This is a genomic window from Streptomyces sp. SAI-170 (genome assembly GCF_049739565.1).
In the GTDB taxonomy this organism is placed as follows: Bacteria; Actinomycetota; Actinomycetes; order Streptomycetales; family Streptomycetaceae; genus Streptomyces.
In genome coordinates this window covers 8,394,637-8,418,185 of the sequence record NZ_JBMGQD010000001.1, presented here as the reverse complement: position 1 = coordinate 8,418,185, position 23,549 = coordinate 8,394,637, and the positions used below count along the sequence as shown (strand labels likewise).

Below are 23,549 nucleotides of genomic sequence, written 5' to 3'. Positions count from 1 at the left end.
GCCGGCATCCTGCCCGGCAGCCGGCGCGGGCTGCCCCTCGACGCTGTCCCGTGGGGGGAACTTCCCCCACGGGGACCGAGCCCGGCAGGCCGTTCACCTGCTGCGCACCGACGACGGTCGCGCTCCCCGCGCGACGGACGTGCTGCGGGGCCTGTGTGCCAACGACAATCGGGCCGCCGCCGCCCTCGCCGTACCGTTCCTGATCCCCATCGCCACCGATGCCCACCACCCGAACCGTGCAGCGGCGCTCGACGTGCTCTCCCACCCGGCCCGCGCCAGGTACTTCGGCGTCGCCTCCCGCGAGGAACTCCTTCTCCACCGCAGCGATCCTCGGCGCAACTCCCCCGAGTACGACGACTACGGTGTCGAATGGAGCGGCTCCGCGGCCGGCTGGTCGGTGGCCGCCGCCCGGTCCGCGATCACCGCCGGCACCCCCGCACTCCTGGCGCCCCTCGACGACACCGACCGCACCATCCGCATCGACGCCGTCTATGTTCTGGCGACGGCCGCCGACCCCGACCGCAGCGTCCGATCCGCCCTGGCCACCAGGCTCACCACACAGCGTGACGCCATGGTCCGCGCCGTTGCCGAGACCACCCGGGCCCACACACCCGCCGACCATCACGTGGCTCTCACGAGAGGTGGCACGACCGGACAGAGGCCCCCGAAGCCCGCCTGGCCGCGGCTGTGACCCTTTCCCGTTGAACACCGTGCCGTTCGGGAGCAACTTCACGGTCCGCGGGGTCGCCCGGCCGCAGCCGGGCCGGCGTTCAGCGGAGGTGAGGACGAAGCCTACGGGTGGTGTGCCGGTCGGTTCAGTTGACCAGGAAGGACAGACGAGGGTCGGTCAGGTTCGGATCGATCTCGATGACCTCCGCGGTAACGACATCGTGAGCGACGAAAGGGTCCTCGGCGACACGGGCATGAAGCTCGTCGGGGGTGGGACCGGTCGAGAGGATAGCGCCGCCCTGCCCGGGACGAATGCTGCCCACCAGGAGGAAGACACCGTCGTCCATACCGCGGCGGATCCAGTCCTGATGTGCGGCCATGTGCTCGGACGCCTGTGCCTTGTTGGCGGAGAAGCGAAGCAGGACGACGTACACGTCGATCTCCTTGTCGGATGTCGGTGAAGTGAACGGTTCGGCGCGAAAGGCGCCTGATCAGGGGGTGGTGAACTGCCCGGTCAGCCAGGTGTTGAGCCGGTCGACCTCGCGTTGCACGAAGGCGCGGTCGTGGAAGGCGTTCGACAGGGTGGCAACGCCCTGGCTGAAGGTCAGGACATGCAGGGCGAGGTCGTCGGCGTCCGCCGCTCGCCCGAGTTCTTCGAATTGCTCGCGCAGCCAGCTGCGGAAGACCTCGAACACGCCGACCGCGTGCCCGCGGGAGGGGTGACCCAGCTTGGCCAGCTCGTTGGTGAGCGTCCCGACCGGGCAACCGTAGTTCTCGATGTCGCCCTGGTTGGTGATGACGATCTCGACGAACCGCCGCACCCGCTCCAGCGGGCCGGTTGCACCGTCGCTCCACTCGGCCAGCATCTGCCGCGTGCTGGCCAGACGGGCCTGGATCACCGCTTCGAGGATCTCGTCCTTGGTCTTGAAATGGTAGTAGAAGTTCCCGCGGGAGATCCCGACCGCCTCGCCGATCGCCGCGAACGACGTCCGCTCGAACCCCTGCTCATAGAACAGTCGATTCGCGGCGTCCACGATCTGCTCGCGCGTGCCCACCAGCATCCACCTCATGACGCTCGCCCACGCCTAGGACGAGCGTCCTAGGCGGATGTCGAAACTCTAGGACACCTGACCTAGAGAGGCAATGCCCGCAGCCGCAGGGCGTAATGGTCGGCAGCGTCGAGCTGCGCCTGCCGCTCCTCTGGCGGTTCGAGGCCGTGAAGCGGGGCGGGCGGGCTCCTCCCGGAGCGCCCGCCTGCTTGACCGGCAACTGATGGGCTCTCAGTCGAGGTTGTCGAGTGCGGCGAGGATGTCGGCCGGTTCGGCGCGAGCGGTGTAGTCGGAGTTGACGAAGGCCCAGCGGATAGTGCCGTACCGGTCGATGACGTAGGTCGCAGGGATCGGCAGGGTGCGTGCGTGGCCGCCGTTGGAGCGGTGGAGGTCGATGCCGAGGTCGGCGTAGACGGCCGCGAGGTCGTCGGGCAGGTCGAAGGCGAGGCCGAACTGCTTGGCGGTCTCGCAGCCCAGGTCGCTGAGCACATCGAAGGCCAGCTCGTTCTTCTCCGCGTGCGACAGCGACTCGTCGGGGACCTGTGGCGAGACGGCGACCAGGCGCGCGCCGCGGGCGGTGATGGCGTCGTGGTGCTGCTGCAGGGAGCGCAGGGCGATGTTGCAGTAGGGGCACCAGGCTCCGCGGTAGAAGGTCAGCACCACCGGGCCGTCCGCGAGCAGATCGTCGAGTACGACGGTCCGCCCGGTGGCCGAGAGGAGCGTGAAGGACGGCGCCTTGCCGCCCACGGTCAGAGCCTCGTCCGCCTGGCCGGACTCTGCGAGCTCCCGTGCTGCGCGCTGCATGACGGCACGGACGTCGGCGGGGATCTGCTCCTGACGGCTGTCGAAGAAGGCGCGCAGTTCGGCGTTGACACTCATGGGTCTCCTCGCGAGATCATCTTGGAACGTTCGTTTCAAGATAGCGATTGAAGTGCACTCCACGTCAATGGGCGAAGCGGTATCTTGGAATCATCAGTTCAAGATGACGGGATGATGCGGCATGCCGGACGTCAAGCACTTCGACCCGGACGCGACCCTGGACACGGTGGTGCGCCTGTTCTGGCGTCAGGGCGTCGCCAGCACAGGGATCCAGGACATCGTCAACGCCACCGGGCTCAACCGCTCAAGCCTGTACGCGACCTACGGCGGCAAACAGGAGCTGTACCGTGCCGCCCTTGAACGCTACGTCCAGAACCGCTCACGGCCGACGCTCAACCGCCTCGAAGAGGACGACCGCGGACTGCCCGCCATCAACGACTTCTTCACCGCCCTGATCGAGATGCGCTGCACCGGCGAGTACGCCCAGTGGGGCTGCATGGTCTCCAACGCGCACGCCGGCACCGAGAACAACGACCTCCAGGTACGGGCCCTCCTCGACCGCCAGCACCAGCGGCTGCGCGACGCCCTGCACTCCGCGCTCCGCTCGGCCCAGCGCCGGCAGCAACTCGCCGAAGGCGTCGACCCCGGCTCCGCGGCCGACATCCTGGCTCTCGTCGCCCACGGCGTAAACCTTCGCTCTCGCGCCGGAGCGGACGCCCAGCAGCTCCAGGCGACCGCCGCGGCGGCGATCACCGCAGTGACACGCGGCCAGTGACCGGCCCGAACACCGGCTGCGTGTCGCGCAGCGAGCGGGCGTCCAGTTCGTGGGCGCGCAGCGCGCGCAGCCTGTTCTGGACTTCGTGAAGGGTCTTTTGCAGGGCGGCGTTCTGTTCCAGGAGCATGCGGTTCTCGACTTCGAGGGCAGCCTCCTTGCGGGCGGTCGCTGCTGCCGCCGCTCGCGGCCTGTCTTGGGCGAGGCGCGCGCGGACTGTCTCCACTTGTGCTTTGAGGTCACAGTGGCGTTGAAGGCATTGCGGGTTGACTGCGGCTCGTGGGGCGGTCTCCGCGGCGGCTTTGAGAACGGCCGGCAGATGGCGGGCCGATGCGGCGCGGGCGACTTTGAGCGTACGGATCTGCTCTGCGCGCTGCACGGACGTTGGCGGGGCGTTGCTGACCACCCGGGACAACATCCAGGTTCTCGCTCATCCACTATGAGCCCCCGCTGTTTCAGCGCCGCCCGGCCGGCAGACCGACGGGAAACCGTGGCAGCCTGCGCGCAGTCCAGTAAAGGCACTGGTCACACCACATCTCGCCGGCGGGAATCTGGTCCACGCCTGGCCCACACGCAATGATCCCCAACTCGACACAGCCGAATCGACGTGAGACAGGCGCCGTGCGGAAGGGGCGCCCCTCAGTGAGGGACACCCCTTCGGACCAGCACGGAGCTCGTGGTCCAGACGGCGTCCACTGGCTCCATGCCGCCCAGGCTCACGTCTCGGTTCGCCCCTGGCACGAGATACACCCCCGCTGCCGCGAGAGCCGACAGGTCTCTTCCGCCCGCACGGGCCGCCGCGCGGAAGCGAAGACCGCTGCCCGCGCCGCAGCCGACCGCATCGCGGAGTACGGCAGTCCTCCTGTGTACGACAGCGACAATCTGACCTTCTCGGCAGCTACGTGCACCACGCCATCAGCGTGGCGCTGAACATGTATGAACTCCCCCAGAGGCCACCACCACATGGACCTGGCGCGGGCCGGCTGCCGTGAGGGTTCATGCGGCGTTGTTGACGCGCGCGCGAGCAGGGTTACGCCAGGGCTCGATCCAGTCCCTGGTCTGTTCGTAGACCGTCCAGTCCGAGAGCAGCCCGAGGTGGTCGAGGCAGCCGGCCTGGGTGTTGTGGGCACCGGCGAGTAGGACGCTGGTCCGCGGGTTTACGACGGTGTCGCAGGCCGACCACCAGGTGGCGTAGCGGGGGGTTCCCGGGGTCTCGTCGCCGGAGTTGAGTGCGGTCAGGAAATCCGAGCCGATGCGGATCTCGGAGCACGAGACATCGGAGCACTTATCGGCATTCTCCGTACCGTGGTTGGGGCCGCCCAGGGACACCCAGGATTCGACCTTGCTGGAGCCGCCGAGGTACTTGAGGTACCACCGCGAGGACACTCCGCCCATGGAGTGGCTGACGATGTCGACCTGGCTCGCTCCGGTGGCCGCGAGCAGTTTGTCCACCTCGGCGGCAATGCCCTTCGCCGTCGTCAGGTTGGTCTGGTGGTAGTCGTACGTCCACTGGTGGAGGTAGGCATCGGGCCAGCCGTCGCCCTTGAACCAATCGACCATCGTGTCCCACCTGGCGCCGGTGCCGCCCCAACCGTGCACGAACAGAATGGGGTTGGTGGGAGCATCGCTGGTTGGTTGAGCGGCTGCCGCGGGGGTGGATGCCGCCAAAGCGAGCAGGGCGGCCGGGCCCAGGGCGGCCCACAGGTGTTTCTTCACGGGACCTCGATCACGAGCAGAGAGGGGGGTGCCTGCGCGACGGACGTGGAGAACCGGTATCGCGCTAGTGCCGGCAGAGAACCTGCGACGCCTGGAACATTACTGAGAGTAGTTTGATCGCGTCAATAAGTTACCCTCCGTGTCGCCTGATCGTACGCGTTCGAGGACGTGCTCCGGATTCCCCCAAGCGTTGCCCCTGTCGGCCTCCTGAGGCGGGCGTTGGTGGTGCTCCGTCGGCCCGAGGCAGCCGACGGCGGCTCGTCCTGGCGGTCGATGTGAGTCACTGAGCGCTTTGAGAGTCGCCGGTGAGGACGGCGGCGGCGATGACGGTCATGCGGTTGGGGCTGCAGCGAGCTCGTCGGAAGATGCGCCAGGACTTCAGCATCGCGATGCTTCCTTCGACCGGTGCTCGTGCCCGGTCGATCGTCCGCTGGGTCGCGGTGAGCTCCTGGCGTGGGAGTCTTCTGATCGGCGTAGTCGCCTAGGAGCCGACGCCGGTGTAGGCGCGGTCGGCGAGGATGGGGATGCCCTGGCGTTCGCAGACCCTGATGATGCGGTGAGTGCGGGCCGCGGTCAGGTCAGTGGGTGCGGCCGGGCAGTGCGGGCGAGATCCACAGCAGCCTGCCCGCGGAATCCACGAGAGGACGTGATCTGGATCGGTCTCCCGCAGAACCCGCAGCAGGCCGGGTGCCCGCCGGGACAGGGCGGTGCCGACGGACGTGCCGAAGCCGGCGGCGATCTGCGTGAGCGTGTCGTGCCGGTGAAGGTGGATCAGGGCGACGAGAACACGCTGATGCGGCGGGAGCTTGCAGTGGCGGTCACCCTCACGGGTGGCGATGAGCAGAAATGTCGATCTCATGCAGCCGCCGCTCTGAGCACGGTTGCTGTCGCCGTTGGCGTTCAGCCGGACGCCAGGACCAGCGCGGCGTTCTGCCCGCCGAAGCCGACCGACGTACTGACGGCCAGTCGGACCTGTGCCGGTGTGGCCTTCTGGGGGACGGCCAGGTCGACTGCGGGGTCGAGGCGAGCGAGGTTCGCGGTCGGTGGCACCTCCCCGTGCACCATGGTCAGGATCGTGAGTGCGGCTTCGACCCCGCCGGCCGCGCCGAACAGATGGCCAGTGACTCCTTTCGTGGAAGTGACCCAAGGGCGGTGCGGCAGCATGCTGCTGAGGGCTGCCGCTTCGATGGCGTCGTTCATCGGCGTCGAGGTGCCGTGCGCATTGACGTGGTCGATCTCGCGCGGAGCCGCATCCGCGTCTGCCAGTGCCGAGCCAAGAGCGGCGCGAATGCCACGGCCCTCGGGATGCGAGGCGGTCATGTGGTGGGCGTCGGCACTGGCGCCGTAGCCGACAACGCGCGCGCGGACGGGAACGCGACGGGCCGCTGCGTCCCGAGTCCTTTCCAGAACAAGGATCCCAGCGCCCTCTCCGCCCACGAACCCGTCGCGGTCCTCGTCGAACGGCCGGGATGCCGAAGCCGGGTCGTGATTGCGCCGGGACAGGGCTCCCATCTGCGCAAAGCCCGCCATGACCAGGGGGGTGAGACATGCCTCGCTGCCGCCGGTGATGACGACGTCGCACCGGTCGAGCAGGAGGAGGTCGCGCGCCAGCCCGATGGCGGTGGTTGCCGACGCACATGCCGTGGAGACCACGAGGTTGGGACCCCGGGCACCGAACTCGATGCCGATCTGTCCGGAGAGCATGTTCGACAGGTGCATCGGCAACACGAGCGGTGAGACTCGCTCGGGCCCGTGGTCCAGATGGCTGCGGTGCTCCTTCTCGAAGGTGGCCGTGCCGCCCAGGGCGCAACCGAGGACGACGCCGACGCGGGCGGATTCCCATTCGCCGGGGGACAGCCGAGCATCCGTCAAGGCTTCGCGTGTTGCCACGATCGCGTACTGGACGAAGGGGTCGAGCCGGTGCGCCCGGCGGGCGCCGAGATGGGCGGCCGGGTCGAAGCCCGGTACCCGGCAGGAGATTTGTACGGGATTTCCGGCCAGGACAGGGTCAAGAGTCGTGGTCGACCGCCCGGAGAGGACGGTCGACCACGTGCTCTCCACGCCGATCCCTGCAGGGGTGACGAGACCCAGCCCAGTGACGGCTACGTCGCGGCTGGGCATCAGACGGTGGCGCCCCGGCGCTGCAGGAGCTCGGCGACACCGGGCATGGTGGGATCCGCCAGGAGTTCGCTGTCACTGACCTTGACACCGAACTCGGTCTCCAGAGCGAGCGAGAACTCGACGACGGCCAGCGAGTCGAGGTCCATCTCGCCGAAGGAAGCGGTTGGCGTGATCTCCTCGGCAGGAATGTTGAGCTTCTGGGAAAGGATCTCGCGCAGTCGGCAGAACAGCCCGTCGTCCATGGAGAGTTGGTCCTTTCGAAAGGTGGTTGCCGTGGGTGGGGGGGCAGCTCGGACACCGGCGGATGAGTGCGGCGTCAGGGCTGGGGTTGCATGTCTTCGAGGACGGTCAGTTCGGGCCAGCACAGGGTGGTGGATCCCCAGGTGAGGCCGGCGCCGAAGGCGGCGAGAGCGACGCGATGGCCGGGGTGGAGCTGTCCTGTCCGTACGGCATGGGCCAGCAGGAGAGGCAAGGAGGCGCCGGCCGTATTGCCGATCTGGGCGATGTTCGAGGGGCAGCGGTCCGCGGGGAGGTGCAATCGCTCGGCAACAGCTGCCGTGATGCGGGCGTTGGCCTGATGGGTGAGCAGGCGGTCGAGGTCGCGGATCTGCCAGTTCGCCAGGTGCAGCGCCTCGGACGTCGCCTGTGCCATCCGTTCGACGGCCTGACGGAACAGCTGTGGTCCGTCCATGCGCAGGAAGTGGTCGGCCCTGCGGCGGGAAGTGCGTTGGCGCGATCCTCCTGCGTCGACGACGATCAGGTCTGCTCGGTCACCGTCGCTGCCCAGGACGGTCGTGCCGACCGCACCGGCTTCGTCAGGGGTCCCTGCACGCAGGACCACCGCGCCCGCACCGTCCCCGAAGATGGGGGCGGTGGTGCGGTCGGTGGGGTCGATGAGGCGGGAGAACGTCTCGGAGGCAATCAGCAGCACCCGCTCGGCTGTGCCCGCCGCGATGAGCCCTTGGGCCGCGGCCATGCCGTACAGGAAGCCTGTGCACACCGCGGACACGTCGAAGGCGGGGACGCCGGACAGGCCGAGGCGGGCGGCAACCTGGGGTGCGGTGGCCGGGCATGGGTGGTCCGGTGTGGTGGTGGCCAGCACGACACAGTCCACGCTTGATCGGCCACTGGACTTCAGTGCACGCGCGCCGGCCTCGACGGCGAGGTCACTGGTGGCTGTCCCCGGATCCACGAGGTGTCTGCGATGGATGCCCGTGCGGCTGCGGATCCAGGTGTCGGAGGTGTCCAGGGCAGAGGCGAGCTCGTGGTTGGTGACCACAGTGTCGGGCAGACAAGTGCCGAGACCGGTGAGAACCGCAGAGGGGCCGCCCGCCGGGTTCACCCTTGACGGGGCGCGTCCAGCGACAGTCGAATCCCGAGCAGAAAGCACCAAAGAAACCCCCTTTACAGGTCACACCGGCATGCCATGCAATGAAACATAAAGGACGCAAAATGTCACGCCCCGTCAGAGGTGAAATCCCTGCGGAGGTGAGCGGTTTCTTCGATAACATGAAGAACCAATTTCCAGGTGTGCGGCGGCCCTTGGCGCTCATCGACAATCACATCTGCGGTCCCTCGGCGCTCGCGTCCGCAGTGTGGGGCGGCGTGTCGGCTGGCGCTCGTCGAGAGTGAACGAAAGGCTCTGCGGCAGACACCTCTACCAGCTGGGGAAATGAGGAGAGCGCCGTCTCTCCCTCCCTTCCGCTCCTTCAGGACTTCACCGAACCGGAGCAAGGCGACTTCCTCTCTCCCGTGGAATCCTCCCCTGCTGCGCCTGACAAGAGTCCCGACCTCGACTGGTGGTTGTAAGAAATGCCGTTGCTCATGGAGCCGGGAGCCGTCGGAATTACGCAGCGGCACCCTGACTTCCTGCGTCCGCTCTCCGTGGTTCCCGGCCGGCAACGCTGGGCTGTGGGCGCCGTGCGCGGAAGGCCCGCTCTCGCGCGGCTCGTCGAGACCGAACTCGGACGGACTCCGGGCATCGAGCATGTGCGGGCCAACCCCGTCACGGGGCGGGTGCTGTTCCGGCACGACAGGGCCAAGAGCCCGCGACAGGCCGCACGGTTGCTGGGCGTTGCTGTCAGGAGAGCCCTCACGGACCTGCGTACGTCCCTGGCCCTCCCCCCGTCCGGTCCCCGTGACCCGAGGCTGCCCGAGGCGCATGCGCCCGGGGCCCACCAGCTCCGCACGGCCCCAGGAACACGGTCGCTACAGCCCGCCGTTGAAGCCGAGGGGAACCCTGGGCGCCAGGTGCTGATGGTGCTCGCGGCCGGGGGAATTCTCGCCACCACTGCTCTGGGCGGCGGACCGTTCCTCATCGGTCTCCTGTCTCGTCCACTGGTCAGTCTGGGACTTGCCGCGGGCGCGACGACGGCTGTGGTGCGGCAGGCGTGGCGCAAGTCCGACCGTGAGAAACGCACAGCCGGGACTCCGTCGGACCGGCACCCGCTCCGACGCGTCATGGCCGGACACAAGAGGAAGTTCGCCACGGCGACCTCGCTGTCCGTCCTGTCCCAGTTGGGGGAGACCACGGCGCTCGCACTGGGCTCGATGGCCGTGGTCGTGGTGGCCCGAGGTGTGACCTCGGGCTTCGCTGCCGCCAGTGCCGCCCAACTGTCCACGCTCGTCGGCACAGCAGTACTGGTCTGCGCCTTCAGACTGGTGATGGAGTACGCCGCGGTCACCTCGTGGCACAGCCTCGGGCAGACGGTCGAGGACGACTGGCGGACTCGTACCTACTCCCATGTGCAGCGCCTGGCACAGGCGGATCTGGAGAATGAACGCATCAGCCGCGTCACCTCGATGCTGACCGAGGACATCAACCAACTGAGTACCTTTGTCAGTTCATCCCTGCACGAGGCCGTGCAGCTGGCCACCAGTTTCGCCGTCCTCGTTCCGCTGTACCTTCTGCTGGCCCCGCAGCTTGCGTGGGTTGCCTTCGCGCCGATCCCAGTCGTCACCTGGCTGTGCTTCCGCATCCACGAACGCGCGATGGCGCGACGCGCCGTCTCCGCGAAGCAGCGGGAATTGCTGAACAGCCGGATGAGCGACAACCTGCATGCGTACACCACGGTGAAATCCTCACGTACCGAGGAATACGAAAGTGAGCGCGTGGCGGCACTCAGCCGGGATTACATGACGGCAAGCCTTGAGGCGGGACGTGCCACGGCGGCCCAAGCGCAGATCGTACGGATGGGTGGTATTGCGGGCATGGTCGCCACCCTGTATCTGGGTGGTCGAGCCGTACTCAATGAGCAACTACCGATGAGTGTGTTCGGGCCGCTGGCCGAGATGCCGGCTCACGCATTGTGGAAGCTTACTCAGCTCAGTGTCATCATCGACCAGTATCAGCGGACCTTGATGGCTGTCGGGCGGGTCCAGTACCTGCAGGATCTGCCCCCTGAACCTGACACTCCGACCAGGAGGCTGGAGACCGACCAGGTCGAAGGCAAGATGGACCTGCAGCAGGTGACCTTCGCCTACCCCGGCCGGGCAGCGACGCTCCGGAAGAGTTCGCTACTCATCGCCCCTCGCAAGGTCACCGCTATCGTCGGCACGACCGGAGCGGGAAAGACCACCATCGCCAAACTGCTGCTGCGATTCCGTCATCCCGACAGCGGTCGCGTGCTCCTCGACGACATCGACGTGAGCGACCTTCCGCTGGCGGATCTGCGCAGCGCCATCGGCTACGTCTCCCAGGAGCCGTTCCTGTTCGACGCCACGATTGCGGACAACATCCGTTACGGGACCTTCGACGCCAGTGAGGAGCAACTGGTGGCTGCAGCGCGCGCCGCGGGCGCCGACTCCTTCATCGCCGCGCTCCCGGACGGTTACCACAGCATGGTGGGCGAGCACGGGGCGGCACTCTCCGGTGGCCAGCGGCAGCGCATCGCCTTGGCCCGCACGATTCTGCGCGATCCCCCCGTCGTGATCCTCGACGAGGCCACCTCAGCCGTGGACAACGAGACCGAGGCTGCCATTCAGCGCGCGCTTCGGACGTTCAGTGTGAACCGCACCATGGTGGTCATCGCGCATCGTCTTTCCACCGTGCGGGACGCCCACCGGATTTACGTCCTGGGCCCCGGAGGGACAGTGGTCGAACAGGGCAGACACGAAGAGCTGCTGAGCGGCGGTGGCACGTACGCGACCCTGTGGAATCTCCAGGCAGGCAGTCGAAGGAGTGACGACGATTCCTGCCGCGAGCCGTGCTGATTTCCGGGCACGCGTGACCACACACCGCGGAACAGTTTCCGCGGTGTGTGGTCACGCCGAGTGCGCCAGGAACCCGGTGGAACACTAGCTCGCTACAGCGCCACTGTCGGCTTTTGCCTCGGCGGCAGTGCTGCGCACCTCGTTCCATGACTGCTGAGAAAGGTCCTGGACACCCTTGGCCAGCCTTACGGAGCCCTTGATGGCGCCTCGCGCCACTGACGCCATCGCACGCTTCGTGAGCGGCGCCGTCGTTACGCCCAGCATGAAGGGCAGCAGGATTGGGGGCATGTGATGTCTCCTTTTTGTTTTTGGACTGCCATCCGGAACCGAGGGCTTGTTTCCAGAGGCGCCACCGTGGAGCCATCATCCGGGATTTCATGAAGGCGTGCGAGTTCTTATGCAGTGGCGGCGGGCCACCCGGACCAGTTGATTCACTCTATCGAGTGTTCATATCACCGGCAAAGTTCTTGAGTAATGCTCACCGACCGTCGGACTGCACGGACGAGTGAAATCCGCGCGCCACTCGCGAAGGGGTCTGCGGGGAGCCGTTATTGTCTCCACTGGAGATGATTGCAGGCGCGAAGTATTCGCGTCGGTCGCACGTGTGGAATTGAGCGTCACAGAGAGGGTAGTCATGCCACCTATCGTTCCACCTTTCCTTGCCGGCCTCCTCGCCGCTTCGGTAATGAAGAAGCTGGCGAAGCCAGTAATGCGAGGAATCGTAAAGACCTCGATCGGAATCGTCGCAGAGGTGCGGCACGCTGCTCACCAGGCTGGTGAGGAGCTGCAGGATCTGGCGGCTGAAGCATCCGCAGAGATGTTCGCGACTGAGATCAAAAAGCAGAAAACCAAGCAGTCCACGGTAGCGAATGGTGTACCCCAGGCAGCCAAGGGCTGAGTCTCAGGAAAGGTGGATGTGTGTTTTCTGCGCGCCGCGTTCAGGACATCGGGTGCCTCACGCAAGAGGAAAGGGCCTCGCCAGAGAGCGCGAGCGAGCGAAGCACCTCGGAAAAAGCCGGGCCGGCAGCTCAAAGACTCTACTCCGCGGAGCTGGTTCTCGACGACGGGGAGTGCCGACTCATTATTCACGATCACAGGCGAGGCACGGTCCAGAGCACAGCAGTCCCGCCCAAGCTCGTTACGAAGATTCCCGTTTATCTGGAGAAGCTGGACCTGCCGCCCGGTGTTTGAGCTGATCAAGCACGAAGAACAGAGAGCAGCTGCATGAGCGATACGGCGTCCCTGCGGGAGCGGAAAAGCGAAACGGGGTGTGCGGGGCGGCAGGAGCCCGCTACTGCCGTAGCTCCCGTACCGCTCATGGTCACGGGAAGGACCGCCGGGGATCTGACGGAGGAAATCTGGCGGACGGTCGCGCAATTGAGCACCACCCCTCCTGACGACTTCCACGAATTCGCTTATGCCTCTTGTGTACGCCGCACGCCTCACCCGCACCGAGTCGTGGCGATCGCTTGCTCGGCCGACGATGCGGTGTGGCAGCTGACAAAGCTCGTCACCGACGATGCGCATGCGGGGGTGCGGCGCACCACTGCCGCACCCCCCGGCGTTGGCTGCGCCTGCGGCACCTCTTGCGCAGTCCGGGGCTCGGCGGTGTCCAACGGGAACATCGCCCTGATCTTCAACGGTGACGGCAACCAGTGGGCCGGCATGGGCGCTGACCTGTTCCGCAGGGAGGAGGCCTTCCGGGCCGCTGTCGAAGAGGTGGACGCCGAACTGGCCCCCAGGCAGGGCTGGTCGGTCTGCGACTACCTCACCTTGCCACCGGAAGAGTGGCAACTCGACACCGCGCTGATCACTCAGCCCCTGACCTTCGCCTTTCAGGTGGGCCTGGTAGCGGTGTTACGAGGCCGGGGCTTCCACCCGGCAATAGTGCTCGGGCGCAGCCTCGGCGAAGCGGCCGCCGCGCACACCGCGGGCGCGCTGACCACTGCTCAGTCCGCACTGCTCGTGACAGCTGCCAGTCGCCTCCTGGCACAAACCGCAGGCAGCGGAAAGATGATGGCGGTAGGGCTGGGGGAAACGGATGCCGAGCAAGTACTCCAGGCGTACCTCGGAAGACTTGAACTGGCTGCGGTCAACAGTCCCCAGCACGTCACCGTCGCTGGAGACGCGGCTGCTTTGGACGAATTGGGCAGGAGTCTGGCACGCCGAGGCGTCGCTCATCGCGATCTCGCCCTCAATTCGGCATTTCACAGCTCCGCCATGGAACCACTGCGCGGACGCTTCATGGACGCGGTGGGCGACGATCTGGCACCGAGGCGGACACGGATTCCGTTCTACTCCTCGTTCACCGGTGCACGCCAGGACGGCCGCGCTCTCACCGCCGCGTACTGGTGGGGCAACATCCGGCACCCTGTGAAGTTTTCCCACGCTGTTCAGGCGGCCCTCACCGCGGGGGCGGACATCCTGCTCCAGGTCGGCCCCCACCCCGACCAGGGCACCTATCTTCGGCGGATTGCAGCGGCCCAGCGGCCGCATATGCGCGCGGCCGTACTGGCCGCATGTCACCGGGACACCGACGGATTGAGCGAAATCATGGCTGCTCAAGCCGCCCTGCTGGTCGTCGGCGCCGAGCCGGACTGGGATCTCTGTTTCCGCCGCCGGTGAGACGGTGCCACAACGGGACGACACGCAGGACAGCCTCCGGTGTGACTACGACCTGCGCGAATTCAAAGAAGAGGCCCGACTGCCATTCGACATCCGGCTGCCCGAACGGCCCCGGGCACGGCGGCTGGTGTGCGGGCCGCTGCTGCACCGGCTCATCGACGCCCTCGATGACGAGTCTTCCCGCTACCTCGCCCAGGACGCCGAGGACCGAGCCGAGGACGTACGCGCCGGCCGTAGTGACGTAGGTACGGCCGCGCGAGCGGTCCGCGCCAAGACGGGGATGCCCTTGGCCGCGGCCAGGTCGTCAAGCTTGCCCACGGCCTCGACGTCCGCGGACGGCTTCGGCCATCGCGGCGCGTGCCGCCTCGGGCGTCGCGTGCGGCGGGATGACGAGGAGGGGGAAGTAGACCTGATCGCCCCTGGTGACGAGGACGGTGTCGTCGCCGACCGGGAAGGAGTCGATATGGACGACGCGGTCGTCGACGAGCAGCCGCGTCCCCAGCGCGTCCCAGGCCCCGGCGTCCAGGCCGACGCGCGAATGTGCACGGCGTTCGCCGAAGCAGCGGAACATCACGTGAAGATCGTCGACGACTGCAACGGCCCCGGCCGGCTGTGGCCGTCTGCCACCGAGACCTGCCGCTCAACGTCTCGCGGCCCTGACTCACCGACAGGTGACGTACTCGTCCGACGACAGCTCGAACACACGCACTCGCCGACCGCAGGTGGGATTGACGGTCTCACGAACCGGACGCATCCCCAGTTTGGTCATGATCCGTTCGGAGGCGTCGTTGCCCACCTGAGCGATGCTGACGATCCGTTCCAGCCCTCGCTCTTCGAATCCGAACCGGACAGCGGCCTCAGCGGCCTCGGTGGCCAACCCCTGCCCCCAGTGGGAACGTCCCAGCCGCCACCCGACCTCAACCGCCGGCATTATCTCCGGCAGGAAGTAGGGCACCGAAAGGCCGGTGAACCCGGCCAGCTCGCCAGTCGATCGCAGCTCCACGGCGAACAGGCCGAAGCCCCGCGACTCCCACTCGCTCTCCCATGCCTGGATCCCGTCGCGGGTCTGCTGTTCGTCACGCACGCTGCCGTCACGGATCCACCGCATGACCTCGGGGTCGGCGTGGACGGCAGCCATGGGCGCAACGTCTTCCTCGCGCCAGCGACGCAGGATCAAACGGGGAGTCTCAAGGGTGACCATCCCAGCATTCTGGATGGTCGACGGGGTGCCCCGCTGGTTTGTTCTCCGGCCTGACGCGCGTTCATGGGCTCGTCATCCAATCGGTGTACCAGGATCGGAAGCCGGGGCTCACCGGTACGAAGCCGCCCCAGTCCGGATCGATCTGCCAGATCTCTCCTGTGTGGGGGCCGTTCAGGATGAGCCGGGTGTAGACGCCGCAGCCCTCTTCGGACAGCATGAGCGTGCCCCGGGTCAGACCGGCGGGTGCCCCGATCGGGCCGGGCAGGGGTTCGGTGAGTGGGAACGGCCCGGCGAGGCGGCCGGACTGCCGGTCCTCCTCCCACTCGTCGTCCACGGCCCACTCCTCGTCGGCCTCGGGGCGGGGGACCGTCAATGGCATCATGCCGTGCCCGGGCCCGGCCGGGCCGTTGCCCACCTCCGCGACGAAGGACCGGTACTCCGCCGGTAGAGCGATGGCGTGGGATTCCTCGAACGCCCGGATCTCCGTCTCCGGCAGCCGCGGCGCCAGCGCGTACCGATGCGTGCGCGCCCCGAAACGCTCCCGCTCCGGATCCCGTGCGGCCATCTCCCGAATCCGCGCGCGGACGCCGTCCTCGTCCCAGTTCGCCATCCAGCGACCGTAACAGCGAGGAAGCCGCCACTCGACGACTCCTCGCCCTTGAAACGTCAGTGATCGGCCACAACGAGCCGATAACCGACATCGATGGAGTCGAGCGTGAGAAGGTCGGCGTAGCGCGTGTGCCAGCGGCCGGCCGCCAGGTCGTCCGCGAGCCGGGCCAGCCCCGGCGCGAGCGCGTCGTCCCCGGTCTGGGCGAGCATCGAGATCCCCGCACGGACCTGAGGGTCGAGGTAGGCGTGCGGGCGACGCCAGTACGCGGCGCCGAAGCCGTCGACGCAGTCGTAGGGGACGTGGACCGGTTCCGTGCGTCCCCCGCCGAGCAGGTCGATCAGCTGGTCTATGGGGACGGCCCGGCTGTCGTCGAACGCGGCCGCGTGCGCGAGATAGTCCCGTACGAGCCAGAACCGCTCACGGAAGACGCGCTGGTCCCACGTCAGGATGACAACGCGGCGGCGGGCCACCCTGCGCAGTTCCCTGATGCCGGCCGTCAGGTCGGTCCAGTGATGCACGGTCAGCAACGCCATGACGGCGTCGGCGGCGTTGTCACCCAGCGGCAGGTGCTCGGCGACGGCCTGCACCGCGGGAGCCGCTCCCGCCGGGCGCTGCCTGATCATGACCCGGCTGGGTTCGACGGCGAGGACCGTCCGCACCGGTTCGTACGAACCCGTGCCCGCTCCGACGTTGACCACATCTCTCGCATCCCCCACCGCAGCGTCGATCTGGGCGGCGATCCGCGGATCAGGACGTCGCGTCCGGGCGTACGACACGCCGAGTGCGTCATAGGTGGCCACAGCGGTCAGTATGCACAGCGGCTGTGGCCCCATGGGCGCTTGTCAGCCAACGACAACAACTTCGGCCTCCCGCGCGCCGCCCGCCTGGAGCCCACGGTCGCGAGGGCACGGGGAGGACGACACAGCCATAGCGCACTTCGCCGACTGCGACCGGGAGCGTCGAGCCCGACCACTCCCCCCGCTGATAGGTTCGTTGGGCTTCGCATCCTGCAGTCATGAGAAACGATCTCGCACCCGACGGGCCGCGCGGCCGCCGCACTCGTTCGCTGGTCACGGCGTTCATGGCGTCGCTCGTCGCGTTGGCCGGCCTGGTCTCCGCGCCGCCCGCGCACGCGGCGACGTCGCTGAGCGAGTTGAGCGCCTCTCCGTCTCGCAGTCCGCCCAGCACCGGGGCACACCCGGCCCGTGTCGTCCGACCTGACGTACGCGGCTGGAGGCCCGGGACGCCGGCCATGTTCGGACGAGGTCAAGAACCCTGCCAAGGGAGCGCCCGCTGTCCCCGGCATCGTGCACGGTTGTGACCCCGTCGTCCGAGAGCACTCGACTGGCGTCGGAGGCTGGCTGTGAGCGCCGCAGTGGCGGCGGGCCGGGGGGTGCTTCTACACCGCCGTCCGTCGCAATCCCTGGGTGCTGGGAAGGTCGCGGACTGGAAGATCCCGCTCGGCCCGTCCACGCCCGCGCAGATCGCGGTCGCCGTTGGGGGAGGCTTCCTTCTGATCAACACGATCAGCTGGTGGTCGTGGAGGGGTCCGATCCCGATCGCGGCCTGGCTGCTGTCGATCTGGGCCGTCCGCCGTCCGAAGATCGCCGGCCGTGCCTCGCTGCAGGCGGCGCTGGGCTGGGTGCTGCTCCTCTGGCAGCCCCGCTCGCGCGGAGAGCACCAGGCGTTGCCCGCGGTGCTCACGGCGTCCGCCACAGGGAGGTGTTCTCGGGAACTCTGCTGGCGATGGTGGGACGGGCCGCTTCCGGAGTGGCCGGCAGGGCGACGATGGTCGGCTGATCGCGGTGCGGGCAGTTCCGGACGGCTCCGGGCCCGTCGGCGCCGGCCTGGCGGCCGTCCAGACCGGTGGGCGGGGGGGGACGTCACGCAGGGACGCCGAGCGGAGGGTGCTCGAGCACGCGGGGCTTGTACTCGACCAGCTGGATGCGGCCGTCGAACGTGCGGTGGTCGATCATCTCGAGGGCAACGTCCGGATAGCCGTCGTAGATGCGTTCTTCGCCCGTGGCCCCGGTGATCACCGGGAACATCACGACCCGGAAGCGGTCGACGAGTCCGGCTCGCAGCAGGGAGCGGCACAGGCTGAGGCTGCCGATCGTGCTGAGGAGCCCCGAGCCACTCGACTTCATTGCGCGGACCGCCTCGACGGCGTCGTCGCGGACGAGCGTGCAGTTGGCCCACGTCAGTGGCTCCTCGAGTGAGGAGGAGAACACCACCTTGGACGCTTGCGTGAGCTCGTCGACGGACGCCTCTTCTTCGGGCCTGAACTCCTCCTGGCCATTCGGGACCTCGCCTGCGGCGAAGCCCGACATCAGGCGGTAGGTGTTCGCTCCCATCAGGTAGGTGGCCTCGGGCTGCTCGCCGAGCCATGCGAGGTACTCCGGGCCCTCGAGGCCCCAGAACCCGGGCCACCCCTCTCCCGATGCGTAGCCGTCGAGGGAGGTGATGAAGTCGACGAGAAGCTCCGACATGGCTGTGTCCTTTCCTGGGGTGTCACGAGTTTGGACCGGCCGGGAGCCACAAACTCATCGGCCACGCTGTGGGGTAGCCAGAAAGCCCATGACGCTGCAGCCGATCAGGTCGGTGGAGCGGCACTGCTTCGGAGAGCCGGAGGCCTACATGATTGCACTACGCACGTAGTCCGGTAGTGAACGCCTCACCGGTGCGCGTGCAGCAGCCGCTCATCAGATCGGCGACCAGCAGGAAGCTGTCGTCGCCAGCAGTGCGTATCTCACGCAACTGCCCGGGTGAGGGGACCACGACCCGCTGGGGGTCGTACTGCGGCGGCTTCACCCCGGCCACCGGGTTGTCGTCGAACAGCCCCAGCCGGTGCGCGTCCAGCAGGATCGACTTCAGCCTGTCGAAGGCGATCGCCGGCACCGCCGGGCCCACCCCGTTGCGTTCCATCTTCCGGATGAAGCCGCCTGCCCAGCAACGGCAGCAGACGGACGTTCAGCAGCGACTCCAGACGCACCACCACGACCGGCCCCGGATCCCGCTGCCCGGCCTTCCGCTCGCGGCGTACTCGGTCGCCTCGTCCTGGGTCCCAAACCCCGACTCCTCCACGTGACTCCCGGCCGCAGACGGATACCGTGGCGGACGCCCCGGCTTCACAGTTCGATGAGCCGCCTGTAGCGACTGCGGACGGCATCGCGCTCGCTGTCGGGCACAGGGTCGACCGCCAGGGCGATCGGCAGGAGGCCGGCGGACGGGCGGGGGCCGCTGTCGAAGCGCGCTCGTGCCGCGGCGATCTCCTGGTAGGTGCCGATGGTGATGCGTCGTTCCGACGTGAAACTCGGCTCGCCGACGCGGCTGACGGCGAACCCGCCGTGGCCGAAGACAGTGCGGCAGTTGTCCATGATGCTCCGAGCCGTGCCGTCGTCATGGGTCATCACGTGCACGGGCCCGCTTCCCCAGCACAGCCCGGCCACCATCGACACCACCACCAGCAGGTCGCGCCCCGTCGGACGAGGCAGGGCCCGGGGGATGGCGCCGAGCTGGTAGAGCATCAACGTCGTGGCGATGTGCTCCTCGCTGGGCACGGAACCCATGCCCCTTCGGACCAGTTCCATGACTGCCATCAGGGCCTCCGGGTCGAGCTTGGGCTCAGGACGTTCGACCGGGACCAGTGAGAACAACACCTCATCATTGCGCGAGAGTTCCTTGATGCGTGCTTCGGTGGCGGCGTCGTCCTTCGGGTCGATCGCCGTGGTCACCCCGACCAGGACCTTCCCTGCTGTCTGTACTTTGGAGAATCCGGCCGCGGAGATCTCCGCATGCCACGAAGTGCCTTCCAGGGGTCCGCTCTCCGCCAGCACGGTCAGCCGCGTCGGTTCGAGACGCGCCTTGAGCCCTTCCACGCTGCGGGCCGACGAGGCCTGCCCGGGCGGGACGAATCCGACACTCGCGCACCTGTTCAACGTTCCGATGCTCCAGGCCTTGCCGAACATGTTCGCCAACGCGTTCGTCCGGATCAGCACCGCTGCCTCGCACGACGGGTTCACGAGCAGCACGGGCGTCCCCCCTTGCCAGTCCACCACGCACGCCCGCCACGTCAGGTTGACCTTGAGGTTCTGGGCCTGCTCAGGCGTGTGGTGCACCCACGCCGACGGGCGGCATTCCTGATGGTGGAGGGTGGCGAAGAGTCCGACGTTCACGTCGTCGATCGCGAGGTTGAGCACATCCGCGTCGGTGATCTCTTCGCCGCAGGTCAGGCAGTCCACGGGCACCAGGTTGTTCCGCAGTCTGTCCACCGTCTCGGTGCCGAGCTCCGCGCGGATGGCGTCGGCGACCTTGAGTTCGTTGCGCATGAGGTTCCCCCAGGTTCTTCATGGTCGGATTCAGGAGTGCGGCACGCTGAAGTCCCAGTCCAGTTCCCACAGGCTCGCCGTGCCGTCGAGCCCGCCGACGAGCAGGTACCGCCCGTCCGGCGTCACCTGCAGGTCGAGCACCCCGCTCTGCCCTGTCTCAAGGGTGTGCACCACGACACCGGTTCGGACGGACCAGACCGTCACGGTGCCCGCCAGATCGCCCGCGAAGACGAACCGGCTGTCCTGGCTCAGCGCCAGGCACACCAGCCGGTCCGACTGCTCGGCGAACGCGTGCACGCGCTCTCCGGTGCCGGTCCACATGCGCAGGTACGGCGCTTCGTCCCCGCACGCGACGATGAGCCGGCCGTCGTCCGACACGCGTACGTCGCGCGGGGCGTAGGCGTCTTCGACCGGGATGTCGAGCAGGCAGGTGCCGTCGGCCAGGTCCCACAGCCGCAGGGAGTCGTCCGCCCCAGAGACCGCGGTGCGCCGGTCCGCGCTGATCCAGACGGCGTTGACGCGCGAGGTATGTCCGGTGAGCGTGCGCAGGCGCCGTCCACCGGCCAGGTCCCAGAGATGGAGCACGTGGGCGGTGTCGGCCGCGACCACCCGGCTGAGGTCGGCTGAGATGGCTGCGGACGTGAGGATGTACGGGTCGTCCGGGACGAGCGAAGCGACCTCCGCCCCCTCTGATGTCGACCAGACACGCATGGTTCCCGAGGACATCACTCCGGCGACCCTGCGGCCTTCGGCGTCGAACCTCGTCGCCAGCGCCCCGTCGTCGAGGTCGAACAGTGGCGCACCGCTGTGCAGATCCCACACGCTCGCCCCGAAGAAAGTCCCGCACGTCGCGTATCGACCGTCGTCGGAGAGACTCGTCCCCACCCTGCGCAGTGAGGTGCCGGGGACGGACATCGTCCGTCTGATCCACGCCGTACGCAGTCCGGTTCGGGGGAACCGATCCGCGAGTTCGCGCCAGGCACGGAGGAGCCGCACGTCACGCTCGTAGCCCGGTAACGCGCGTGCCTCGCCGAGGAGTTGGTGGGCGGTGCGGTAGTGGGTGGCGTCGATGGCCGCCTCGGCCCGGGCCGTCAGCTCGCGCGCCCGGTCGCCGAAGTGGGTCAGGTCGACCGCTGGACGGGGGCGGCTCACGCGCAGGGGGGCCGTGTACCCGACCGGAGCGCACAGTTCCCATGAGCGAACGGTGTTGTCCGCGGCGACCGACCGCGCGTGGCGGCCGTCCGGGGAGAGCCAGACCGCGCACACCCCCGCCGTGTGCCCGTCCAGCGTACGAAGGCAGCGCAGTTCGGTGAGATCCCACAGGCAGACGGTGCCGTCCTCGTTCCCTGTCAACGCCCAGCGGGTCTGCTCGTCGAGAGCGAGCGCCGTGATGCCGGGGAGCGTCGTCATGCGACGCTCGCACTCGCCGGTCCGCACATTCCAGACACGCACCATCGCGTCGTCACTCGCGACGACCACCCGCGCGCCGTCCGCGGTCCATGCCATGGCCGACACCCGCGCGCACGATTCCGTGAGCACACGGGAGAGATCCGCCGAGCCGGGGCACACGAGATGCAGGCGGCCTTCAGTGTCCCCGTGGTAGACGAGGAGCATGGCCCCGTCGGGGCTCACCTCCGCCATCGAGAAGGCCGCGCGCTTGTCCAAGGGCGCACGCAGAACCAGCCCGCCGCGTGGCGCCGTCGTTCCCTGTCGGAGATTCCAGCCGAGCAGTTCGCCGTCCCCCGTCACGGCATACGCTGTGGCCTGGTCAGGGGAGAGGCGCAAGGCATGGACGGTCTCGTTGCCGACCGGGGTGTACATACGGAGCGAGCGCCCTGTCGCGAAGTTCCACAGGCGGATGCACTCACCGCGGGCGAGCGTGAGGCCGAATGTGCCGTCGATGCTGCTGACGTCGGCGGACCAGACCCCGCTGTTCTGGCAGCTGTGGAGACACTCCCCCGTGGACGCGTCCCACAGACGGGTCGCGCCGCTCGCGTCTCCGCTGATCACACGTGTTCCGTCCCGCGTGAATCCGGCCTGGCCGAAGGGCGGGAGGTCCTGGTCCGGGTACCAGGGCACGGACGTGGTCCCGGCGGCGGAGAAGTGACCGAGGTCCGGGGAGTCCAGAGCCTGCCGCGCGGAGCGCGTCTCCGGTTCATCGGCATGGTCACGCTCGACCAGTTCCAGGACCGCTCGCGCGCTGTCCACGGCGCCGCGCTCAAGATGCGCTTGTGCCGTCAACAGATGTGCGTGCCAGGCGTCTTCGGCATGGCGGCCGGCGACGCGCAAGGCGGAGAGCATGGCGGCGTCACTGATCTCGCCGCGCCGCCACCGCAACAGTCCTGCGTTGTACGTTGCGTCGAGGTGCTGGGGGTCCGCTTCGAGTGCCTTGCGCAACTGGCAGTCGGCCTGGTCCTGTTGCCCGAGGTCGAGCAGGGACAGGGCGCGGTTGTTGTACTCGGCCGCTCTCAGTTCGGCCTGCGTGGGCGGTACGAGGAGCGGAGTCCCAGGGGCCAACTGGGCATGGATCGCCTCCAGTTCGCTCGCGATCTCCGCCATCGAGTCGGGCCGGGACCTCGGGTCCTCCGTGAGGCAGCGGTCCAGCAGGAGAGCGAGGGATTCCGGCATCTGCCGTGTCGGGGCGTCGGCGGGCGGAGGGCTGTCGTACGTCACGCGGGTCAGCGGTCCGACGGTGGTGGAGGACTGCGCCGACGCGGCCGCGCTGAACATCTCCCGCACGGTCACCGCGAAGCTGTAGACGTCGGACGCCCTGCCCAGCGGCCTGCCCTGCAGCTGCTCCGGCGACGCGTACGCGGGAGTCAGACCGCCCACGGACGGACCCCCTGGGGCCGTGCTCAATGCCTGGGCGAGGCCGAAGTCCGTGATCTTCGCAACCCCGTCGACGCCGCTGTCGAGCAGCACGTTGGCCGGTTTCACATCACGATGCAATACGCCGCTGTCGTGGGCGAATTCGAGTCCGCGCGCCATCTGGCAGCTGATCCGCACGATGCGCGTGACGACCGTCTCGGGGTCTCCGGCGTACAGGGCGCCGGTGTGGATGGACTCGTGCAGGCTGCCGCCGCGAACGTACTCGGCGAACAGCCGCGGGACCCCGTTGAGGACGCGCACGTAGTAGCAACTGCAGACATTCGGGTGCAGCCCCAGGGAAACCCAGGTCTGCGCTTCGGCCACGAAGCGTTCCACGTCGGTGGCGCGCGCCACGTGCTGCGGCAGCGGCGACTTGACCGCCAGGTCGATGCCCCATCCCAGGTGCCGCACCCGGTGGACGACACCCATCCCTCCATGCCCTACGAGGCGGGTCAACTGGTAGAGCCCGTCGATCACATCACCGGTGTTCCACCCGGTCGACGGCTCCGCGGACGTATTCGTACTCATGTCCTCGTCTCCTCCGCGCTGTCAGGTCTGG

At 68.0% G+C, this 23,549-nt stretch carries 20 protein-coding genes and 3 pseudogenes; 6 read left to right on the top strand and 17 right to left on the bottom strand.

Going from position 1 to position 23,549, the window contains the following annotated elements; translation table 11 throughout:
• The first annotated feature begins 139 nt into the window (after positions 1–139).
• Complete coding sequence (locus RKD23_RS37785; RefSeq protein ID WP_424857867.1) at positions 140–691, top strand: hypothetical protein; 552 nt, start codon at positions 140–142, stop codon at positions 689–691.
• Positions 692–815: 124 nt separating this feature from the next.
• Here RKD23_RS37785 and RKD23_RS37780 read toward each other — a convergent pair whose 3' ends face one another.
• The 3 genes from RKD23_RS37780 to RKD23_RS37770 form a co-directional block, all read right to left on the bottom strand.
• Positions 816–1,103 carry a YciI family protein gene (locus tag RKD23_RS37780; RefSeq protein ID WP_424857866.1) on the bottom strand — a complete coding sequence of 96 codons (288 nt, stop codon included), beginning with the start codon at positions 1,101–1,103 and terminating at the stop codon, positions 816–818.
• Positions 1,104–1,160: 57 nt separating this feature from the next.
• Positions 1,161–1,724: a TetR/AcrR family transcriptional regulator gene (locus tag RKD23_RS37775; RefSeq protein WP_424857865.1), complete on the bottom strand. Its 564-nt coding sequence runs from the start codon at positions 1,722–1,724 to the stop codon at positions 1,161–1,163.
• Between the two features lie 225 nt (positions 1,725–1,949).
• Entirely contained in the window at positions 1,950–2,597 is a 648-nt protein-coding gene (locus tag RKD23_RS37770) for a peroxiredoxin-like family protein (protein WP_424857864.1), read from the bottom strand.
• Positions 2,598–2,718: 121 nt separating this feature from the next.
• Between RKD23_RS37770 and RKD23_RS37765 the strand changes: the two genes are divergently transcribed.
• Positions 2,719–3,312: a TetR/AcrR family transcriptional regulator gene (locus RKD23_RS37765; protein WP_424857863.1), complete on the top strand. Its 594-nt coding sequence runs from the start codon at positions 2,719–2,721 to the stop codon at positions 3,310–3,312.
• On the opposite strand, the gene RKD23_RS37760 is transcribed toward RKD23_RS37765, so the two are convergent.
• The 6 genes and pseudogenes from RKD23_RS37760 to RKD23_RS37735 all read right to left on the bottom strand — a co-directional run bounded on the left by RKD23_RS37760 (position 3,287) and on the right by RKD23_RS37735 (position 8,488).
• Positions 3,287–3,715, bottom strand: a complete 429-nt coding sequence (locus tag RKD23_RS37760) for a hypothetical protein (protein ID WP_424857862.1) — start codon at positions 3,713–3,715, stop codon at positions 3,287–3,289. The two genes, RKD23_RS37765 and RKD23_RS37760, sit on opposite strands and share 26 nt — an antisense overlap.
• A gap of 590 nt (positions 3,716–4,305) precedes the next feature.
• On the bottom strand, positions 4,306–5,025 hold the full coding sequence (locus tag RKD23_RS37755) for an esterase/lipase family protein (RefSeq protein ID WP_424857861.1): 720 nt from the start codon (positions 5,023–5,025) through the stop codon (positions 4,306–4,308).
• A gap of 280 nt (positions 5,026–5,305) precedes the next feature.
• A pseudogene (locus tag RKD23_RS37750) lies at positions 5,306–5,884 on the bottom strand (transposase family protein).
• Between the two features lie 41 nt (positions 5,885–5,925).
• On the bottom strand, positions 5,926–7,146 hold the full coding sequence (locus RKD23_RS37745) for a beta-ketoacyl-[acyl-carrier-protein] synthase family protein (RefSeq protein WP_424857860.1): 1,221 nt from the start codon (positions 7,144–7,146) through the stop codon (positions 5,926–5,928).
• Positions 7,146–7,388, bottom strand: a complete 243-nt coding sequence (locus tag RKD23_RS37740; protein WP_424857859.1) for an acyl carrier protein — start codon at positions 7,386–7,388, stop codon at positions 7,146–7,148. Before RKD23_RS37740 ends, RKD23_RS37745 begins: the two co-directional genes overlap by 1 nt.
• 74 nt (positions 7,389–7,462) lie before the next feature.
• Positions 7,463–8,488, bottom strand: coding sequence for a beta-ketoacyl-ACP synthase III (locus RKD23_RS37735; RefSeq protein ID WP_424857858.1), 1,026 nt, complete (start codon positions 8,486–8,488; stop codon positions 7,463–7,465).
• Positions 8,489–9,402: 914 nt separating this feature from the next.
• Between RKD23_RS37735 and RKD23_RS37730 the strand changes: the two genes are divergently transcribed.
• The 3 genes from RKD23_RS37730 (at position 9,403) to RKD23_RS37720 (ending at position 13,983) form a co-directional block, all read left to right on the top strand.
• Complete coding sequence (locus RKD23_RS37730; RefSeq protein ID WP_424858427.1) at positions 9,403–11,358, top strand: ABC transporter ATP-binding protein; 1,956 nt, start codon at positions 9,403–9,405, stop codon at positions 11,356–11,358.
• A gap of 685 nt (positions 11,359–12,043) precedes the next feature.
• Positions 12,044–12,256, top strand: coding sequence for a DUF5132 domain-containing protein (locus tag RKD23_RS37725; protein WP_424857857.1), 213 nt, complete (start codon positions 12,044–12,046; stop codon positions 12,254–12,256).
• A gap of 419 nt (positions 12,257–12,675) precedes the next feature.
• Positions 12,676–13,983, top strand: a complete 1,308-nt coding sequence (locus tag RKD23_RS37720; protein ID WP_424857856.1) for an acyltransferase domain-containing protein — start codon at positions 12,676–12,678, stop codon at positions 13,981–13,983.
• A gap of 331 nt (positions 13,984–14,314) precedes the next feature.
• On the opposite strand, the pseudogene RKD23_RS37715 reads toward RKD23_RS37720, so the two are convergent.
• The 4 genes and pseudogenes from RKD23_RS37715 to RKD23_RS37700 form a co-directional block, all read right to left on the bottom strand.
• Positions 14,315–14,521: pseudogene (locus RKD23_RS37715) on the bottom strand (DUF5994 family protein); the annotation flags it as partial.
• 123 nt (positions 14,522–14,644) lie between these two features.
• Complete coding sequence (locus RKD23_RS37710) at positions 14,645–15,184, bottom strand: GNAT family N-acetyltransferase (protein WP_424857855.1); 540 nt, start codon at positions 15,182–15,184, stop codon at positions 14,645–14,647.
• Between the two features lie 61 nt (positions 15,185–15,245).
• Entirely contained in the window at positions 15,246–15,794 is a 549-nt protein-coding gene (locus tag RKD23_RS37705; protein WP_424857854.1) for an SMI1/KNR4 family protein, read from the bottom strand.
• A gap of 56 nt (positions 15,795–15,850) precedes the next feature.
• Positions 15,851–16,594: a methyltransferase domain-containing protein gene (locus RKD23_RS37700; RefSeq protein ID WP_424857853.1), complete on the bottom strand. Its 744-nt coding sequence runs from the start codon at positions 16,592–16,594 to the stop codon at positions 15,851–15,853.
• A 563-nt stretch (positions 16,595–17,157) separates the two neighbouring features.
• Here RKD23_RS37700 and RKD23_RS37695 point away from each other — a divergent pair.
• Positions 17,158–17,460 (top strand): annotated as a pseudogene (locus tag RKD23_RS37695) (hypothetical protein); the annotation flags it as partial.
• A 217-nt stretch (positions 17,461–17,677) separates the two neighbouring features.
• On the opposite strand, the gene RKD23_RS37690 reads toward RKD23_RS37695, so the two are convergent.
• The 4 genes from RKD23_RS37690 to RKD23_RS37675 all read right to left on the bottom strand — a co-directional run bounded on the left by RKD23_RS37690 (position 17,678) and on the right by RKD23_RS37675 (position 23,518).
• Positions 17,678–18,283 (bottom strand): dihydrofolate reductase family protein, encoded by a 606-nt coding sequence (locus RKD23_RS37690; RefSeq protein WP_424857852.1) that lies wholly within the window; start codon positions 18,281–18,283, stop codon positions 17,678–17,680.
• A 157-nt stretch (positions 18,284–18,440) separates the two neighbouring features.
• Positions 18,441–18,719 carry a hypothetical protein gene (locus tag RKD23_RS37685; protein ID WP_424857851.1) on the bottom strand — a complete coding sequence of 93 codons (279 nt, stop codon included), beginning with the start codon at positions 18,717–18,719 and terminating at the stop codon, positions 18,441–18,443.
• 203 nt (positions 18,720–18,922) lie between these two features.
• Positions 18,923–20,122 (bottom strand): hypothetical protein, encoded by a 1,200-nt coding sequence (locus tag RKD23_RS37680; RefSeq protein WP_424857850.1) that lies wholly within the window; start codon positions 20,120–20,122, stop codon positions 18,923–18,925.
• A 30-nt stretch (positions 20,123–20,152) separates the two neighbouring features.
• A complete protein-coding gene (locus RKD23_RS37675) occupies positions 20,153–23,518 on the bottom strand; it encodes a protein kinase domain-containing protein (RefSeq protein ID WP_424857849.1) in 3,366 nt (1,121 codons plus the stop codon).
• Positions 23,519–23,549 lie beyond the last annotated feature (31 nt).